At 67.0% G+C, this 16,698-nt stretch carries 18 protein-coding genes; all 18 read left to right on the top strand.

Annotated features, from left to right (window positions below; genetic code table 11):
- The first annotated feature begins 393 nt into the window (after window positions 1-393).
- The 18 genes from AC3A6P_RS28960 to AC3A6P_RS28875 all read left to right on the top strand — a co-directional run bounded on the left by AC3A6P_RS28960 (window position 394) and on the right by AC3A6P_RS28875 (window position 16,677).
- Window positions 394-1,536: an alkane 1-monooxygenase gene (locus tag AC3A6P_RS28960; protein ID WP_487695800.1), complete on the top strand. Its 1,143-nt coding sequence runs from the start codon at window positions 394-396 to the stop codon at window positions 1,534-1,536.
- Complete coding sequence (locus tag AC3A6P_RS28955; protein ID WP_487695766.1) at window positions 1,533-1,700, top strand: rubredoxin; 168 nt, start codon at window positions 1,533-1,535, stop codon at window positions 1,698-1,700. Before AC3A6P_RS28960 ends, AC3A6P_RS28955 begins: the two co-directional genes overlap by 4 nt.
- Window positions 1,697-1,885: a rubredoxin gene (locus tag AC3A6P_RS28950; RefSeq protein WP_487695765.1), complete on the top strand. Its 189-nt coding sequence runs from the start codon at window positions 1,697-1,699 to the stop codon at window positions 1,883-1,885. The genes AC3A6P_RS28955 and AC3A6P_RS28950 overlap by 4 nt, the downstream gene beginning before the upstream one ends.
- A 49-nt stretch (window positions 1,886-1,934) precedes the next feature.
- Window positions 1,935-2,567, top strand: coding sequence for a TetR family transcriptional regulator AlkX (gene alkX / locus AC3A6P_RS28945; protein ID WP_487695764.1), 633 nt, complete (start codon window positions 1,935-1,937; stop codon window positions 2,565-2,567).
- Window positions 2,568-2,683: 116 nt separating this feature from the next.
- Complete coding sequence (ahcY, locus tag AC3A6P_RS28940; protein WP_487695762.1) at window positions 2,684-4,147, top strand: adenosylhomocysteinase; 1,464 nt, start codon at window positions 2,684-2,686, stop codon at window positions 4,145-4,147.
- Window positions 4,148-4,659: 512 nt separating this feature from the next.
- Complete coding sequence (locus AC3A6P_RS28935) at window positions 4,660-5,655, top strand: sugar ABC transporter substrate-binding protein (protein ID WP_487695761.1); 996 nt, start codon at window positions 4,660-4,662, stop codon at window positions 5,653-5,655.
- A 48-nt stretch (window positions 5,656-5,703) separates the two neighbouring features.
- Window positions 5,704-7,236, top strand: coding sequence for a sugar ABC transporter ATP-binding protein (locus tag AC3A6P_RS28930; RefSeq protein WP_487695759.1), 1,533 nt, complete (start codon window positions 5,704-5,706; stop codon window positions 7,234-7,236).
- The gene (locus AC3A6P_RS28925; protein ID WP_487695757.1) at window positions 7,229-8,491 is read left to right on the top strand and encodes an ABC transporter permease; all 1,263 of its coding nucleotides are present in this window, start codon (window positions 7,229-7,231) and stop codon (window positions 8,489-8,491) included. Before AC3A6P_RS28930 ends, AC3A6P_RS28925 begins: the two co-directional genes overlap by 8 nt.
- Window positions 8,488-8,844 (top strand): L-rhamnose mutarotase, encoded by a 357-nt coding sequence (locus tag AC3A6P_RS28920; protein WP_487695756.1) that lies wholly within the window; start codon window positions 8,488-8,490, stop codon window positions 8,842-8,844. Before AC3A6P_RS28925 ends, AC3A6P_RS28920 begins: the two co-directional genes overlap by 4 nt.
- Complete coding sequence (locus tag AC3A6P_RS28915; protein WP_487695755.1) at window positions 8,837-9,706, top strand: amidohydrolase family protein; 870 nt, start codon at window positions 8,837-8,839, stop codon at window positions 9,704-9,706. Before AC3A6P_RS28920 ends, AC3A6P_RS28915 begins: the two co-directional genes overlap by 8 nt.
- Complete coding sequence (locus tag AC3A6P_RS28910) at window positions 9,703-10,791, top strand: Gfo/Idh/MocA family protein (RefSeq protein ID WP_487695753.1); 1,089 nt, start codon at window positions 9,703-9,705, stop codon at window positions 10,789-10,791. The genes AC3A6P_RS28915 and AC3A6P_RS28910 overlap by 4 nt, the downstream gene beginning before the upstream one ends.
- Entirely contained in the window at window positions 10,788-11,576 is a 789-nt protein-coding gene (locus tag AC3A6P_RS28905) for an SDR family NAD(P)-dependent oxidoreductase (protein ID WP_487695751.1), read from the top strand. The genes AC3A6P_RS28910 and AC3A6P_RS28905 overlap by 4 nt, the downstream gene beginning before the upstream one ends.
- Window positions 11,576-12,958, top strand: a complete 1,383-nt coding sequence (locus tag AC3A6P_RS28900; protein ID WP_487695750.1) for a class-II fumarase/aspartase family protein — start codon at window positions 11,576-11,578, stop codon at window positions 12,956-12,958. The genes AC3A6P_RS28905 and AC3A6P_RS28900 overlap by 1 nt, the downstream gene beginning before the upstream one ends.
- Window positions 12,955-13,911, top strand: a complete 957-nt coding sequence (locus AC3A6P_RS28895; RefSeq protein WP_487695749.1) for a thiamine pyrophosphate-dependent dehydrogenase E1 component subunit alpha — start codon at window positions 12,955-12,957, stop codon at window positions 13,909-13,911. The genes AC3A6P_RS28900 and AC3A6P_RS28895 overlap by 4 nt, the downstream gene beginning before the upstream one ends.
- A gap of 10 nt (window positions 13,912-13,921) precedes the next feature.
- A complete protein-coding gene (locus AC3A6P_RS28890) occupies window positions 13,922-14,914 on the top strand; it encodes an alpha-ketoacid dehydrogenase subunit beta (RefSeq protein ID WP_487695747.1) in 993 nt (330 codons plus the stop codon).
- Window positions 14,915-14,916: 2 nt separating this feature from the next.
- On the top strand, window positions 14,917-15,393 hold the full coding sequence (locus AC3A6P_RS28885) for a VOC family protein (protein WP_487695746.1): 477 nt from the start codon (window positions 14,917-14,919) through the stop codon (window positions 15,391-15,393).
- Window positions 15,394-15,397: 4 nt separating this feature from the next.
- Window positions 15,398-16,396 (top strand): LacI family DNA-binding transcriptional regulator, encoded by a 999-nt coding sequence (locus tag AC3A6P_RS28880; protein WP_487695744.1) that lies wholly within the window; start codon window positions 15,398-15,400, stop codon window positions 16,394-16,396.
- Complete coding sequence (locus tag AC3A6P_RS28875) at window positions 16,393-16,677, top strand: muconolactone Delta-isomerase family protein (RefSeq protein WP_487695743.1); 285 nt, start codon at window positions 16,393-16,395, stop codon at window positions 16,675-16,677. The genes AC3A6P_RS28880 and AC3A6P_RS28875 overlap by 4 nt, the downstream gene beginning before the upstream one ends.
- Window positions 16,678-16,698 lie beyond the last annotated feature (21 nt).

Below are 16,698 nucleotides of genomic sequence, written 5' to 3'. Positions count from 1 at the left end.
TGCGGCGTGTCGCGTCGGTGAGCCACATATATGTGGGCGGGGTTTGAGGCTGACGCCTGACATATATGCGTGCAGCTACGGCTGAGCGGCGTGTCGCGTCGGTGAGCCACATATATGTGGGCGGGGTTTGAGGCTGACGCCTGACATATATGCGTGCAGCTACACCTGAGCGGCGTGTCGCGTCGCAAACCACATATATGTGCCCGTCATGTGCCCCACCCCGTTTTACAAAACAGCGCTCTGTGTCTAGACAGGGGACAAATTACCTCCTAGAGTCAAACCCGTCAGGTGATGGTTTTCACATGGAGGTGACCCGCTGTGACCGCACAGATCGACGCTGAGCAGACCCCGGATATCGAGCAGTGGCGCGACAAGAAGCGCTACCTGTGGTTGATGGGGCTGATCGCGCCCACCGCGCTGTTCGTGATGCTGCCGCTCGTGTGGGCGTTCAACCACTGGGGTTGGCACGCCGCCGCGCAGGTGCCGTTCTGGATCGGACCGCTGCTGGTGTACGTGCTCTTGCCGGCACTCGACCTGCGGTTCGGGCCCGACGGGCAGAACCCGCCGGACGAGGTGATGGAGCGGCTGGAGAACGACAAGTACTACCGCTACTGCACGTACGCCTACATCCCGTTCCAGTACGCCAGTGTGATCGTCGGCGCGTACCTCTTCACGGCCTCGGACCTGAGCTGGCTCGGTTTCGACGGCGGTCTGGGCTGGCCGGCGAAGATCGGCTTGGCGTTGTCGGTCGGCGTGCTCGGCGGCGTGGGGATCAACACCGCCCACGAGATGGGCCACAAGAAGGACTCGCTGGAACGCTGGCTGTCGAAGATCACCTTGGCGCAGACCTGGTACGGCCACTTCTACATCGAGCACAATCGCGGCCACCATGTCCGTGTCGCCACCCCGGAAGATCCGGCGTCGGCGCGTTTCGGGGAGACGTTCTGGGAGTTCCTTCCCCGCAGCGTGTGGGGAAGCTTGAAGTCGTCCTGGGAGCTGGAGGCCAAGCGCCTTGACCGGGCCGGCAAGAACACGTGGCATCCCTCCAATGACGTGCTCAATGCCTGGGCGATGTCGGTGCTGTTCTGGGGCGTGCTGATCGCGGGGTTCGGACCCGCGCTCATTCCGTTCATGGTGATCCAGGCGGTCTACGGCTTCACCTTGCTGGAGACGGTCAATTACCTCGAGCACTACGGCCTGCTGCGGCAGAAGACGGCCGGCGGTCGCTACGAACGCTGCACCCCCGAGCACAGCTGGAACTCCGATCACATCGTGACCAACCTGTTCCTGTACCACCTGCAGCGCCACAGCGACCATCACGCCAACCCGACGCGGCGCTACCAGACGCTGCGCAGTGTGGACGGTGCACCCAACCTGCCCAGCGGCTACGCCTCGATGATCGGCCTGACCTATTTCCCGCCGCTGTGGCGCGCGGTGATGGATCACCGGGTGCTGGCCCATTACGGCGGCGACATCACCCGCGTCAACATCCACCCGCGGGTGCGCGACAAGGTGCTGGCCCGGTACGGCTCATGAGCACGTACCGCTGCCCGGGCTGCAGCTATCTCTATGACGAAGCCAGAGGTGAACCGCGCGAAGGCTTTCCGGCCGGAACAGCTTGGGACGACGTGCCCGACGACTGGTGCTGCCCGGACTGCGCGGTACGAGAGAAACCCGATTTCCAAGGAGTCGCAACATGACTGACACCGAGTACAAGCTGTTCGTCTGCGTGCAGTGCGGATTCGAGTACGACGAGGCTAAGGGCTGGCCGGAGGACGGGATCGCCCCCGGGACCCGGTGGGACGACATCCCCGACGACTGGAGTTGCCCCGACTGTGGTGCCGCCAAATCCGACTTCGACATGGTCGAAGTCTCACGTTCCTGACCGCCGCGCCCATTTGACGCAGGCCCATTCAACTGCCAGTGTCGCCCGTGTGGCACGACGGCGCAGCGAGGGTAAGCCGGTGCGCGTTCCGTACGCCGAGGCTTCCAAGGTGCTGCTGCGCGATCTGGTGCTCGATGCCATGCGTGATCTGCTGCTCGCCAAGGACTGGTCCTCGATCACGCTGTCCGACGTGGCGAAGATGGCGGGGATCAGCCGCCAGACCATCTACAACGAGTTCGGCTCACGGCAGGGCCTGGCGCAGGGCTATGCGTTGCGCCTGGCCGACCGGCTGGTCGATGCCGTCGACGAGGCCATGGCGAGCAACGTCGGCGACATCTCGGCCGCGTTCCTGGAGGGCTTCCGCGCCTTCTTCGTCGAATCGGCCGCCGATCCGCTGGTGATCTCGCTGCTCACCGGGGCGGCCAAGCCGGACCTGCTGCAGATTATCACCACCGACAGCGCGCCCATCATCGCCCGCTCGTCGACGCGGCTGACGGAGATCTTCATGCACGGCTGGGTGCAGTGCAGTGAGAACGACGCCGGCGTGCTGGCCCGCGCGATCGTGCGACTGGCGATGAGCTACGTCTCGATGCCGCCGGAGGCCGACCACGATGTGGCCGCTGATCTGGCCCGATTGATGACGCCGTTCGCCGAACGATACGGTGTCATAGATATCCCGTAGCTGTCAGAGCGCCGAAGCGCCTGTCCCGCGAGCCCGCAGGCTAGGGATATCTGGATGGATGTCGCCCGAGCTGTTTCGGCGCGTCCACAGTTGATGACGACGACAAGGGGCTCTACATGACTGCACCAACATTGACCGCCGATAGCCGCAACGGCATCGACTACAAGGTCGCCGATCTCTCGCTCGCCGAGTTCGGCCGTAAGGAAATCCGCCTCGCCGAGCACGAGATGCCCGGCCTGATGGCGCTGCGCCGCGAGTACCACGATGTCCAGCCGCTCAAGGGTGCCCGTATCTCGGGCTCGCTGCACATGACCGTGCAGACCGCCGTGCTGATCGAAACGCTGACGGCGCTCGGCGCCGAGGTCCGCTGGGCCTCCTGCAACATCTTCTCCACGCAGGACCACGCCGCCGCCGCGATCGTCGTCGGACCGCACGGCACCGTCGAGGAACCACAGGGCACCCCCGTGTTCGCCTGGAAGGGCGAGACCCTGGAGGAGTACTGGTGGGCCGCCGAGCAGATGCTCACCTGGGAAGGCGAGCCGGCGAACATGATTCTCGACGACGGCGGTGACGCCACCATGCTGGTGTTGCGCGGTGCTCAGTTCGAGAAGGCCGGCGTGGTTCCGCCCGCCGAAGACGACGACTCCGCCGAGTACAAGGTCTTCCTCAACCTGCTGCGCGAGCGTTTCGAGACCGACAAGACCAAGTGGACCAAGATCGCCGAGGCGGTCAAGGGTGTCACCGAGGAGACCACCACCGGTGTGCTGCGGCTCTACCAGTTCGCCGCCGCCGGCGAGCTGGCGTTCCCGGCCATCAACGTCAACGACTCGGTCACCAAGAGCAAGTTCGACAACAAGTACGGCACCCGCCACTCGTTGATCGACGGCATCAACCGTGGCACCGACGTGCTGATCGGCGGCAAGAAGGTGCTGATCGCCGGTTACGGCGACGTGGGCAAGGGTTGCGCCGAGTCGCTGGCCGGCCAGGGTGCGCGGGTCACCGTCACCGAGATCGACCCGATCAACGCCCTGCAGGCGCTGATGGACGGCTTCGACGTCAAGACCGTCGAAGAGGCGATCGGCGAGGCCGACATCGTCATCACCTCGACGGGCAACAAGGACATCATCACCCTCGAGCACATGAAGTCGATGAAGGATCAGGCGATCCTGGGCAACATCGGTCACTTCGACAACGAGATCGACATGGCTGCCCTCGAGCGGTCCGGCGCCACCCGGCTCAACATCAAGCCGCAGGTCGATCAGTGGATCTTCGACAGTGGCAAGTCCATCATCGTGCTGTCCGAGGGGCGTCTGCTGAACCTGGGCAATGCGACGGGTCACCCGTCGTTCGTGATGAGCAACAGCTTCTCCAACCAGGTGATCGCGCAGATCGAGCTGTGGACCAAGAACGACGAGTACGACAACGAGGTCTACCGCCTGGCCAAGCACCTCGACGAGAAGGTGGCGCGCATCCACGTCGAGGCACTCGGCGGCACGCTGACCAAGCTCACCAAGGAGCAGGCCGAGTACATCGGCGTCGACGTCGAAGGCCCGTACAAGCCGGAGCACTACCGGTACTGACCCGACCCCCAACGGGCGCGAGAGTCCGGGGTAGCAGCGCGATTACGTCGATATCGGCGTGAGAACGACAACAGGACCGAGCGTCGCCGCAAGGTGGCGCTCGGTTTTCTGTTTTTCAAAATCCTTGAACCGCAGCAGTTTACGGGGCAGTCGCTTGCCGTTGTCGGGCAAGGAATTTGGTGACGGCCCCGCAGTAGCCGCCTTGTACTGCCGGGCGCGCCCCCGGGGTGGGCAAGATGTCGGGACGCCTCTGCCAGCGCAGCGGACGGTGGACTGCGGCGCAGAGCCTGCGTGACCCCATTCACAAACATTTCGGCGAAGCGCTTGCCAAGTATGAAGTGAGTCACCTACGGTAGGCGTGTTCAAACGTTTGATCACGGGCTTGAGCCTCAGCGCGAGGAGACGGTTGGACACCCCGGCAACCCTGGCGGACCACTCGGGTGACCGCACCGGGGCGCACCAACCTGATCCCGGCACCGCGCACGTGCGCACCCCTCGAAATGGAGAAACGGATGCGAAAGAACTCCCTCGTCATCGCGGCCGCGGCGAGCCTGCTGCTCACCCTCTCGGCCTGCGGCCAGGCCGGCGCCCCCGGGGGGAACGGCGACTCCGGATCCGCGGCACAGGATTTCACCGTCGGTGTGTCGAACCTGGGGCTCAGCTTCCCATTCCCGTCATCCATCGGCGACGGCATCAAGGCCAAAGCCGACGAGCTCGGCGTGAAGGTCGTACAGCTCGACGCCCAGGGCGAGACCGAGAAGCAGGCCAACGACGTCCAGGACCTCATCGGCCAGAAGCCCGACGGTGTGCTGCTGCTACCCGTCGACTCGGGTGTTGCCACCGGCCTGGTCGATCAACTCGCCGCGGCGAACATCCCGACCATCGCAGTGGCCTCGCAGGTCGGCGACCCCAGCGAGCGCGAGCTCGAAGACGTCTACCCGGCACTGGACGCACTGGTGACACAGCAGGAGCTCAACTCCGGCGCCACCGCGGGTGAGCTTGCGCTGCAGGCTTTCCCACAGGGTGGCAAGCTGGCAGTCGTCGAGGGCGCGGCCGGTTTCGCCGAGGTGGAGCTGCGCTTCGCCAGGTTCCTGGACCCGGCCAAGGCCGCGGGCGTGACGTTCGATGTGGTGGCCAAGCAGCCCGGTGACTGGACCACGGAAGCCTCACAGTCGGCCTGCCAGAACATGCTGGCCGCGCACCCCGATATCGACCTGTTCTACGCCGAAAGTGACGACATGGGCGTCGGCTGCGCCGAGGCGGTCAAGTCGGCCGGCTCGAAAGCCAAGGTCATCGGCATCGGCGGCGCGAAGCTCGGCATCGAGGGTGTCAAGGCGGGCACGTTGTACGGCACGGTCTGCTACAAGCCGTTCGACCTCGGCGAGCTGGCCATGCAGACCATGTACGACCGCCTCACCGGCGAGACCACCGACAAAGCGGAATTCGTCACCTACGAGACACCGGCGATCACGGCCGACAACGTGGCCGACTGCGACCCGCAGTGGTAGCCGCGCCCTGATCGTCGGTACCGAACAAAAAGCGAAGGACGCCCCAGCATGCACAACACCGAGAACCGACCGCCGATCCTGGAACTCGTCGACATCACGAAGACGTTCCCGAACGGCACCACCGCCCTGCGTGGGGTGAGCCTGCGCGTGGCACGGGGGTCGGTGCACGGCCTGGTCGGCGCCAACGGCGCCGGTAAGTCGACGCTCATCAAGTGTGTGTGCGGCGTCCAGCCGCCGTCGACAGGCGAGATGCGTTGGGACGGAAAGGCCCGCACGTGGCGCGACCCGGGTGATGCGCAGCGGTCCGGGCTCGCCACCATCCATCAGCACGTCCCGCTCGTCCCGACCATCTCCGCCCTGGAGAACGTCTTCCTCGGCGAACGTGGGCCGTGGCGCGCCACCGCCGACATGCGCACCCGGTTCGCCGAGCTCGTCGATCGCCTGGGCTACGAGATCGATCCCGATGCGACGGTCAGCACACTGCCGATCGGCACCCGTCAGATGATCGCGATCCTGCAGGCACTGGCGCTGGGTGCCGAGCTCGTGATCATGGACGAGCCGACGGCATCACTGTCGGAGTCCGAACGCCGTATCGTGCTCGACGCGGTGCAGCGCCTCGCCGCCGCGGGCACCACGTTCCTGTTCATCTCCCACTTCCTCGACGAGATCCTCGAGATCACCGACCACGTGACCGTCCTGCGTGACGGCCGCGCGATCCTCGACGAGTTGACCACCGACCTCACCGAGGACAGCCTGATCCAGGCGATCGCCGGCCGCGAGCTGCTCGCGCTGCAGAAAGGTGGGGTGCCCGGCGGCGGTATCGGCGACGTGGTGCTCGAGGTCCGAAACCTGAACGCCGCCAACGGCATCAGCGGTATCTCATTCGACGTGCGCGCCGGAGAGGTGGTCGGCCTCGCCGGATTGCTCGGCTCCGGCCGATCCGAGATCCTCAACGGGATCTTCCGCAGCGACGCCTCCGCGACAGGCGAGGTGCGGGTCGACGGCGCCCTGATAGCCCGCTCACCGCGGGCGTCGGTCAAGGCCGGGATCGCCTACGTCCCCGAGGACCGGATCAACCAGGGTCTGCACATGGATCAGCCGATCTGGAAGAACATCAGCCTCACCGACCTCGGCCGGCTCTCACTGCGCCGCTTCCTCCCGCAGGAGCGCCGGGAACGTGCCCGCGCGCAGCAGGCGATCAACGACCTGGGCATCGTCGCCTCGGGGGTCGATGCGCTGCCGAGTGAGCTGTCCGGCGGTAACGCGCAGAAGGTCGTGTTCGCCAAATGGCTGTACGCGCACACGCGGGTCTGGCTGCTCGACGAGCCCACGGCGGGTGTCGACGTGGGCGCCAAGGCCGACCTGTTGGGCATCGTGGGCAAGCTCGCGACGGAGGGGCGCGGTGTTGTGTTGGCGTGCAGTGACTTCGAGGAGCTGCTGTCGGTCGCGACGCGCATCCTCGTGGTCCGGGGTGGGCGCATCGTCGCCGACATCCCCGCCCACCACACGAACGAAGAGGAACTCATCATGCTGGCTCACGGACTCGAGTCCGATGTCACCCGAAAGGCTGTTCATGTCTGACACCTCATCTCCCGCGCGAATCGCGCTACCAGGCTGGCTGCACCCCAGCAATGCCGGCGTGGTGTACGCATTCGCGGTCCTGATCGTGGTGTTGAGCTTCGCCACCGCCAGCCAGGGTCAGCCTTCGTACCTCTCGCCGAACAACATCTCGAACATCCTGGACCAGGCGGCGCTGCTCGGCATCATCGCGGTGACCACCACCATCGTGCTCATCACCGGCAACTTCGACCTCTCGGTGGGCTCCGTGGCTGCACTGGGGGCGGCGATCTGCCTGTCGATGCTCGACACCATCGGCTTCTGGCCCGCGTTCGCGCTGGCCCTGATCGGTGGCGCGGCTATCGGTCTCTTCAACGGTGTGGTGGTGCAGTACATCGGCATCAACGCGTTCATCGTGACGCTCGGAACGCTTACCGCGGTGCGCGGCCTCGTCCTCATCATCACGGACGGCCGCACCGTCACCGCCGCCGAGGGCGCAGCCCGAGACAGTCTGCGCGCCATGGACTCCGGCCGCTTCATCACTCCCAACCTCTACCTGGTCTTCGGCCTGGTGCTGCTGGTCATCGGTGCGTTCAAGATCTGGTCCGCACGCCGGGCCGGACAGAACTGGCGCCGCCCCGGCGTCGTGGTGTTCGCCGGCCTCGGTGTTGTGCTCACCGCGATGTCGTTGGTTCCGGGCGTCATCTTCACCGTCGAACTCACCCAGCGCGTCATGTACCTCATCGTCATCGTCCTGATCGCGGCGTTGGTGCTGCGCTACACCACGGTCGGTCGCCGCCTCTACGCCACCGGCGGCAACCCCGAAGCCGCACGCCTATCGGGTATCGCCGTCGACCGCTACCGCGTGCTCGCGTTTGTCCTCAACGGCACGGCCGCCGCGTTTGTCGGTGTCGTCTACGCCGCCCGTCTCGGTTCGATCAACCCGACCGGCCTCACCGGCCTCGAACTCACCGCCCTGGCCGCGGCGATCCTGGGCGGGACGTCACTTTTCGGTGGCCTCGGCAACGTGATGAAATCCCTTGTCGGCGCGCTCATCCTGATCACGCTGGCCAACGGCTTCAACATCCTCAACCTGGGCGCCAACTACCAGGGCCTCATCGAGGGTGTCGTGCTGATCGTCGCCGCCGGCATGTACACCGTCGCGCTGCGCCGCCAGCAGCGCACACGGATCCGGACCATCAACGAGGTCCCCTCTGAGCCAGTCGATCCGAAGTCGACCACCGAACTCGCTGCCGCGGGCAGCGCGCCGCGGTCATGAGCGCGGGTCTGCGGGTGACCGCACTGCACAGCACGCTGATCCCGGGCCAGGAACTGGCCTACGTCGAGGCACACCAGCGCGTCCCGTCCGAGCTGTTGGTGAGCCTGACGTCGGCCGGCGTGCGGGACTGGGCGATCTGGCGGAACGGTGGCGATCTGTTCCACCTCATCGACACCGACGACTACGCCGCCGTGGAAGCGGCCTTGGCCGATGACCCCGCCAACACGCGTTGGCAGCAGCAGATGCTCGCGTTCGTCAATGGGTGGGTCGAGCTCGACGAGGTACCGGCTTTCAGTGAGCTCTCACTCGTATGGTCGTTGCATGCGCAAAGGAACGGCGTGCCGAGTGAATGAGACCTTCCGCGTCATCGATGCGCACCAGCACTTCTGGGATCTCGACAGAGTTGACTACCCCTGGCTCACCGCCGAACTCGGGCCGATTCACCGTACGTTTGATGTCGTCGATGTCGAGCCGCAGGTGGCAGCCAGCCCTGTCGACGACGTGATCCTGGTCCAGGCGGCCGGTTCCTACGCCGACACCGACGCGATGATCGCCATCGCCGACCGGTGGGAGCGCGTGGTGGGTATCGTCGCATGGCTGCCTTTGGATGACCCGGCCGAGGCCGCGCAGGCTCTCGAGCGCTACCAACAGGACAGCCGCATCGTCGGTATCCGGCATCAGATCCACGACGAACCCGACCCCGACTGGATCCTGCGGGACGAGGTCTTCGAGGGGCTACGGCTCGTGGAACAGGCCGGCCTGGCCTACGACGTCGTCGCCGTGCTGCCGCGCCATCTCGAGCATGTGCCACGCCTGGCCGCAGCCTTCCCGAACCTACGGATCGTGATCGACCACCTGGCGAAACCTGCCGTTGCCGAAAAAGGCTGGGAGCCGTGGGCATCGCTGCTGAGTGCGGCCGCCGCGGCACCCAACGTGACGGCGAAGATCTCCGGCCTGGACACCGCGGCCGGAACCGGTTACGCCGCAAGTGATCTGGAGCCCTACATTCAGCACGCGCTGGACCAGTTCGGGGCCGACCGCCTGATGTTCGGCAGCGACTGGCCCGTCAGCACGCTCGCGGGCGGCTACGCCCGCTGGTGGGATGTGTCAGCCGAGGTGCTCGACCCGCTCACGGTGGACGACCGCTCGGCGATCTATGCGGGCACCGCCGCCCGCGTGTATGCCCTCGAATCCCAGGAAGGTGGCGCATCGTGAACGGCGTCCAGCAATTGACCGCCCTCGTCGATGCCGTCGACATCCATGTGCCGGAGGAGCATCACCGGGGTATCGCGATCGTGGGTGCCGGCGCCATCGTCGAGAACGCGCACCTGCCGGCCTACCGCGCCGCCGGTCTGGAGGTCATCGGCATCTTCGACCTCGACGGTGTGCGCGCGAAGACGGTGGCGGAGATGTTCGACCTCCCGCGGGTCTACTCGTCGCTCGAAGAGCTGCTGGCCGACCCGCAGGTCGACGTCGTCGACATCGCGGTGATCGCCCACGCGCAACCCGACATCGTGCGGGCGGCGATCGCTGCCGGCAAGGACATGTTGTGCCAGAAGCCTTTTGCTCCTGACCTCGACACCGCCGACGAACTCCTCGCCCGGGCGGCCCGGCACGGCCGCAAGATCGCGGTGAACCAGCAGATGCGCTTCGATGAAGGCATCAGCGTCGCCCGTGCGGCTCTGCAAGCGGGTTGGATCGGCGAGGCCACCACCATGAGCTTCAACGTCGACATCGCCACCGACTGGGCGGCGTGGCCCTGGCTCGTGGTGTCCGAGAGGCTCGAAATCAGTTACCACTCAATCCATTACCTCGACGCTATCCGCTCGATCCTGGGTGATCCGGTGAAGGTGTTCTGTGCCGGCAGTCGTAGGCCGGGACAGATCGCGACGGGGGAGACGCGCACCATGTCCACCCTGATCTACGCCGACGGCCGCACCGCAACCCTGCACGTCAATCACGAGAACCTGGGTGGCGACCACCGCGCGGAGTTTCGCCTCGACGGGTCGCAGGGAGCGGTGCGCGGCACCCTCGGGCTGCTGTACGACTACCCGCGCGGCCGCCCTGATACGGCCGAGATCTTCAGCCGCACACTGCCGACGGATGGCTGGCTGCCTTACCCGGTGACCCGGCGTTGGATCCCCGACGCGTTCATCGGGCCCATGGCCGGACTACTGCGCTGGATCTCCACGGGCGAGCAAGCTCCGACGGCCGCGGTGGACAACGTCAAGACGCTGGCTCTGGTCGAGGCGCTGTACACCTCGATGGAAACCGGTGAGGCCCAGGTGCCGCGCACATGACCACACCTGTTTTCGACTTCGCCGACAAGGTCGTGCTCGTCACCGGTGGCGCCGGTGGTCTCGGGCTGGCCTGCGCGCGGATCTTCGCCGAACACGGTGCGACGGTGGCGCTCGCCGATCTGCCGTCGGCCCGGCTCGACGCCGCCGTGGCCAGTCTGTCCGAGTCGGGCAAGGCGGTCGCCGTGGCCGTGGACCTGTCGGATCTGGCCGTGTGCGGCGCGGTCCCTGCACTGGCCTGCGAAGCCGTCGGTGCCGTGTCACTCGATGTCCTGGTCAACGCGGTCGGCGTCATGCGCACTCAACCGATCGCCGACCTCACGCCCGAACAGTGGGCGCGGACATTGACGATCAATCTCAACGGGGTCTTCGCCACCACGCAGGCTGCGGTCGAGCGGATGCGGCCCGGGTCGAGTGTCATCAACCTGTCGTCCGTCGCGGGCCGCTCGGGTCGGCCCAACGCAGCCGACTACGCCGCCAGCAAGGCCGCCCTGCTGTCCTTCACGAAGTCGGCGGCGCTGGCCTACGGTCCTGCCGTCCGCGTCAACGCCGTCTGCCCCGGGGTGTTCCTCACCGACATGTGGGCGGGCATCATCGCCGACCGCGATGCCGAGTTCGGGGCCGGCGCGGGGCAGCGCTACCTGGACGACATCGCCGACAAGACCGCCCTGGGGCGGGTCGGGCAACCCGCCGAACTCGCGGGGGTCGTGGCCTTCCTGGCCAGTGATCTCGCCGCCTTCATCACCGGACAGGCGATCAACGTCGACGGTGGATTGGAAATGAACTGATGACGCAGAACGCGACACCCTTCGACCTCCTGCAACACCTCTACGGTGACGCCGAGATGGCCGAATTGTTCTCCGCCGACCGCACGGTCCAGTCGTGGAAGGCCGTCGAGGGCGCCCTGGCCCACGCGCAGGGCACGCTCGGGATCATCCCCGAGCACAAGACGTCCGCGATCCAAGCGGTGTGCGCCGATCCCGACAGCATCGACCACGAATCGCTGTGGCAGAGCGCTCGCACGGTCGGCTACCCCATCCTGGGCCTGGTGCGCCAGATCGACGCGGCCCTGGCGGAAGAAGACCGCGGCAGCGTCCACCTCGGCGCCACCACGCAGGACATCATGGACAGCGGATTGGCATTGCAGCTCGACGAGGCACTGGCGCTGCTCGAGCAGCGGCTCGCCGACTTCGGTTCCGGTCTGGCAGCTCTGGTCACCGAGCACACCATGACGGTGATGCCCGGACGCACCCACGGCCAGCAGGCCGTCCCGACGACGTTGGGCGCCAAGTTGGCGGTGTTCCTCGCAGAGGTCACGCGGCACCGGCTCCGGCTGCTGGCGGCGCGCGACGACGTCCGCTGCGTCTCCCTGTTCGGTGCCGGCGGCACGTCGGCCGCCCTGGGCGACGACGCCGCCCAGATCCGCACCCTGGTGGCCGAGCGGCTGGGACTGGTCGACACCGTGATCCCGTGGCACGTGGCGCGGGACTCGATCCTGCACGCCGCCGACATCGCCGCGGGTGCTGCGGCGACCACGACGCGCCTGGCCCGCGAGATCGCCGACCTGTCCCGCACCGAGATCGGCGAACTGGGTGAGGCCAAGGGCCACCACCGCGGGGCCTCCTCGACCATGCCGCAGAAGGCCAACCCGATCTACTGCGAGTCGATCATCGGTCTGTCCGTCGCCGCCCGCTCGGCCGCGGCGGGCGTCTCCCGGGCCGCCGAGGCCGGCCACGAACGGTCGACGGGTGAGTGGCAGGTCGAGTGGACGCTGCTGCCGGCGTTGTTCGTCAACGTCAGTTCGGCGCTGAAGCTGAGCGTCGAGCTCACCCGCGAACTAGCCGTCTACCCGGAGCGGATGCGCGAAAACCTCGCTGTGGACGGCGGATTGATCATGAGCGAAGCCGTGATGATCTCGCTGGCCCCCCACCTGGGTCGCGAGGATGCCCATGATGTGGTCTACGAGCTGGCACTGAAATCCCGGGCGACGAAGACGTCGTTCACCGAGGTCCTGAGCGGTTGGCTGGCCGAGCATCCGGAGATCCCGCTCATCGAGATCGAGGCCGGCGAGCAGTCTGTCGGTCAGGCCACCCAGATCTGCAGCGCCGCAGTCGAGGCCTGGACCGCCTCGCTCACCAGCAACCCTCGTCCGTGGAAGGAAACCCGATGAACACCCGCATCACCGAGGGACTCGACGACCTGCACGCCATGTGGCGCATCAGGGCGCTCGAGGAGAAGATCCGCGACCTGCGCTACAGCGAGGACATTGTGGGCTCGGTCCATCTGGCGATCGGTCAGGAGAGCATCGCCGTCGCCGCGTGCAGTCAGCTGCGGGAGCGGGACGCGTTGTACGCCACCTACCGCGGCCACGGCTGGGCCGTCGCCCGAGGTGTACCGCCCCGCGAGATCTTCGGTGAACTCATGGGCCGCACGTCCGGGGTCAACGGTGGCCGCGGCGGGTCAGCTCATTTCTCCGCACCGCAGTACGGCTTTCACGGGGAGAACTCGATCGTCGGCGCCGGCGCACCCATCGCCACCGGTGCCGCACTGGCCGGCAAGTTCGACGGGTCCGGTCGCGTCGCCGTGACGGTCTTCGGCGACGGCGCCATGAACCAGGGTGCAGTGGCCGAAGCGATGAACTTCGCCGCCGCACTCAAGATCGGCGTCCTGTTCATCTGCGAGAACAACCGGTATTCCGAGCTGACTCCGATCAACGACATGGTGGCCAATCCCGATCTATCGCAGCGGGCGACGGCGCTCGGCATCCCGGCCGTGCGGATCGACGGCAATGACCTGGCTCAGGTCCGCACCGCGGTGAAACTGTCGCTGGAGGCGGCCATTTCGGGTCGCGGCCCGTCGTTCATCGAGGCGCACACCCAGCGCATCGTCGGCCACTACATCGGCGACGCCGAGCAGTACCGGCCCGCCGGTGAACTCGAGGCCGACGCCCAGGTGGAACCCATCGCCCGGCTGCGCCGCGAACTGGCCTCCGCCGGTGCGACCGAAGCCCAGCTGGACCGCTGTGAGCAACGCGCGCGCGAAGAGATGGACACCGCCGCCGCCGCGGCCCTGGCCGATCCGCTGGTCGCACCCGAAACCGCAGGGGAGCACCTCTATGCCTAAGGAGGCGAAAATGCCCGACACCGTGAAACTCAACTTCGGCGGCGCCGTCAACGCCGCGCTGGCCCGCGCACTCGAAGAGATGCCCGAAACATTGCTCTACGGTGAGGATCTCGCCAAACCCGGCGGCGTCTTCGGTGTCACCCGGGGACTGCAGAAGCGCTTTGGTGACCGGGTGTTCGACACCCCCATCAGCGAGACCGCGATGCTCGGTGCGGCCGTGGGTGCGGCGTCGTTCGGTCGCCGTCCCATCGTCGAGATCATGTGGATCGACTTCTCGCTGGTGGCGTTCGACCAGATCGCCAACCAGGCCGCCAATGTCCGGTATGTCTCGGCGGGCCGCACCTCGGCGCCGCTGACCATCCGCACCCAGCAGGGCAACAGTCCCGGCGCCTGCGCCCAGCATTCGCAGAACCTGGAGGCGCTGCTGCTGCACATTCCGGGTATCCGGGTTTGCATGCCGACCACGCCGCAGGACGCCTATGACCTGGTCTTGTCGGCGGTCGCGTGCGACGACCCGACGATCGTGATCGAGAACCGCACGCTGTACGCGGGCGCCAAGGAGGAGGTGGCCGTCAACGGCCCCATTCAGTCCATCGGCGGTCACCGTAAGCGGCGCGACGGATCCGACGTCACGATAGTGACGTGGGGGACCATGACCACCAAGGTCCTCAAGGCGGTCGACCTCGTCGGCATCGACGGGATCAGCGCCGACGTCATCGAGGCGGTGTGGCTCAACCCGTTGGACGACACCGCGATCTTCGAGAGCGTCGCCAAGACGGGGCGGCTGATCGTGGTGCACGAAGCGGCCCGCACCGGCGGCTTCGGCGCCGAGGTCATCACCCGAGTAGTCGAGTCGGGCGCGCAGCTGACGGGTGCGCCGATCCGTCTGGGCCTCAAGGACTCTCGACTGCCGTCCGCGCCGCACCTGGCCGCTCGGCTCCTCCCGCAGGTCGACGACATCGTCGCGGCACTGCGCCAGTCGGTGGGCGCTGCGCCATGCTAGGAGTGTGGCATTTCAGTTTCACCGTCGCCGATATGGACAAGTCGGTGCAGTTCTACCAGGGGGTCCTCGGGCTCGACCTGATTCACCGTCAGGACCAGGACAACGCCTACACCCGCCGGCTCGTCGGTTACGACGACGCGAGCCTGCGGGTGGCGCAGTTCGCGGTCCCGGGTCAGCCGCGGGGCCTGTCCAGCCATGACCTCGAGCTCGTCGAGTACGTCGTTCCGCGCGGTGAGCCGTTCGGCCCCGAACGGCACCGCCCCGGTGCGTCGCACATGGCGTTCGTGGTCGAGGATGCGATTGCCGAGCACGCGCGCCTGACCGCGCTGGGCGTCGAATTCATCTCCCCGCCACAGGAAATCACCGCAGGGGCGAACAAAGGCGGATACACCTGCTACTTTTTGGATCCCGACCAGATCACCCTCGAGCTGGTCCAACCTCCTCGCCGGGAGAACGAACCTGACGCCACGGAGAACTGACGACATGGGCTCGCGAGCCCGCGTGACCCTGGCCGACGTGGCCAAGGCCGCCGGCGTGGACGTCTCGCTGGTTTCCCGGGTGCTGCGCGGCGAGTCGGTGCGGCTGCGTGAGGAGACGCGTGACCGGATCCGGCACCACGCCGACACCCTGGGTTATCGTCCCAACGCGATCGCGCGCAGCCTGCGCAGCTCGCACGCCGGCGCCTACGGCCTGATCATCCCGGATTTCACCAACCCCGTGTTCGCGCAGATCATCGCGGGAGCCGAGACGGCCGCCGCGCGCCGCAACAGCGTCATGATGACGGCCAGTGGCGCCGGCTGGGAGCGCGCGCACTGGTATGAGGCGCTTGATGGTGGCCGCGTTGACGGGCTTCTCATCGCGGGTGGTTCGGCGATCGACCTGGCCAATCTGCGGGTGCCCTACATCCTGGTCAACCGGACGTTCAGCGGTGTCGAGCGTTATGTGGTGCTCGATGACCGCAAAGCGGGGCAGATGGCCGTCGAGCACCTGGTCGCGCTCGGCCATCACGACGTCGTGTTCCTCGATGGCCCCACGACCGCTGACACCGCGACCCGGCGCCGCGAGGGTTATCGCGCCGCCCTCACTTCGGCCGGGTTGCCCCTGCGCCGCGAACTCGAAGTCCAGGGCGATTACACCGCTTCCGGTGGTCGTGACGCGTTGCGCGCGGGCATCGAGGCCGGTCTGGAGTTCACCGCCGTCGTCGCCGCCAACCTCCCGAGCGCACTCGGTGCGCTCGAGGCCCTGCGCGATGCGGGGCGCAGTGTCCCGCACGACGCGTCCGTCGTTGCAATCCACGACGCGGAGATCGCCGACTTCGTGAACCCGCGGCTGACCACCGTGCGCATGCCGCTCACCGAACTGGGTGCGCGTGCGATCGAGTTGATCGCCACCGCGTCGGCCACCGACACCATCACCGAGGTGGTGGCCGAGCCGATGGATCTCGTGGTCCGCGAGTCCACCGGACCGGCACCGGCCCGATGAGCGAGTTCCTGGTCGAGATCGCCGTCGACGTGCCGGACGACCATCCCGCGGACGACCTGGCGACCCGTCGCGCGGCCGAGGATGTCCGCGCCGCCGAGCTCGCCTCCGCCGGGCACCTCGTGCGGTTGTGGCGCCCGGACGGTCCGGGGTGGCGCAATCTCGGGCTGTGGCGCGCCGACGACGAGGACCACCTGCGCGCGGTCATCGCAACGCTCCCGATGCACGTGTTCATGACGCTGACTGTGCGCCCGCTCGGGACTCACCCCAGCGACCCGGGGTGAGTCTCAGCTGAAACCGTTGTC

It is taken from the genome of Mycobacterium sp. Soil_C_30 (assembly GCF_057656995.1).
The sequence above is the reverse complement of the archived record's forward strand: the minus strand, read 5'-3'. Positions and strand labels throughout refer to the sequence as shown.

Coding starts and splice junctions, on each gene's coding strand:
- AC3A6P_RS28960 (WP_487695800.1), top strand. CDS start 394: ATGGGGCTGATCGCGCCCACCGCGCTGTTCGTGATGCTGCCGCTCGTG.
- AC3A6P_RS28955 (WP_487695766.1), top strand. CDS start 1,533: ATGAGCACGTACCGCTGCCCGGGCTGCAGCTATCTCTATGACGAAGCC.
- AC3A6P_RS28950 (WP_487695765.1), top strand. CDS start 1,697: ATGACTGACACCGAGTACAAGCTGTTCGTCTGCGTGCAGTGCGGATTC.
- ahcY (WP_487695762.1), top strand. CDS start 2,684: ATGACTGCACCAACATTGACCGCCGATAGCCGCAACGGCATCGACTAC.
- AC3A6P_RS28935 (WP_487695761.1), top strand. CDS start 4,660: ATGCGAAAGAACTCCCTCGTCATCGCGGCCGCGGCGAGCCTGCTGCTC.
- AC3A6P_RS28930 (WP_487695759.1), top strand. CDS start 5,704: ATGCACAACACCGAGAACCGACCGCCGATCCTGGAACTCGTCGACATC.
- AC3A6P_RS28925 (WP_487695757.1), top strand. CDS start 7,229: ATGTCTGACACCTCATCTCCCGCGCGAATCGCGCTACCAGGCTGGCTG.
- AC3A6P_RS28920 (WP_487695756.1), top strand. CDS start 8,488: ATGAGCGCGGGTCTGCGGGTGACCGCACTGCACAGCACGCTGATCCCG.
- AC3A6P_RS28905 (WP_487695751.1), top strand. CDS start 10,788: ATGACCACACCTGTTTTCGACTTCGCCGACAAGGTCGTGCTCGTCACC.
- AC3A6P_RS28900 (WP_487695750.1), top strand. CDS start 11,576: ATGACGCAGAACGCGACACCCTTCGACCTCCTGCAACACCTCTACGGT.
- AC3A6P_RS28895 (WP_487695749.1), top strand. CDS start 12,955: ATGAACACCCGCATCACCGAGGGACTCGACGACCTGCACGCCATGTGG.
- AC3A6P_RS28890 (WP_487695747.1), top strand. CDS start 13,922: ATGCCCGACACCGTGAAACTCAACTTCGGCGGCGCCGTCAACGCCGCG.
- AC3A6P_RS28880 (WP_487695744.1), top strand. CDS start 15,398: ATGGGCTCGCGAGCCCGCGTGACCCTGGCCGACGTGGCCAAGGCCGCC.
- AC3A6P_RS28875 (WP_487695743.1), top strand. CDS start 16,393: ATGAGCGAGTTCCTGGTCGAGATCGCCGTCGACGTGCCGGACGACCAT.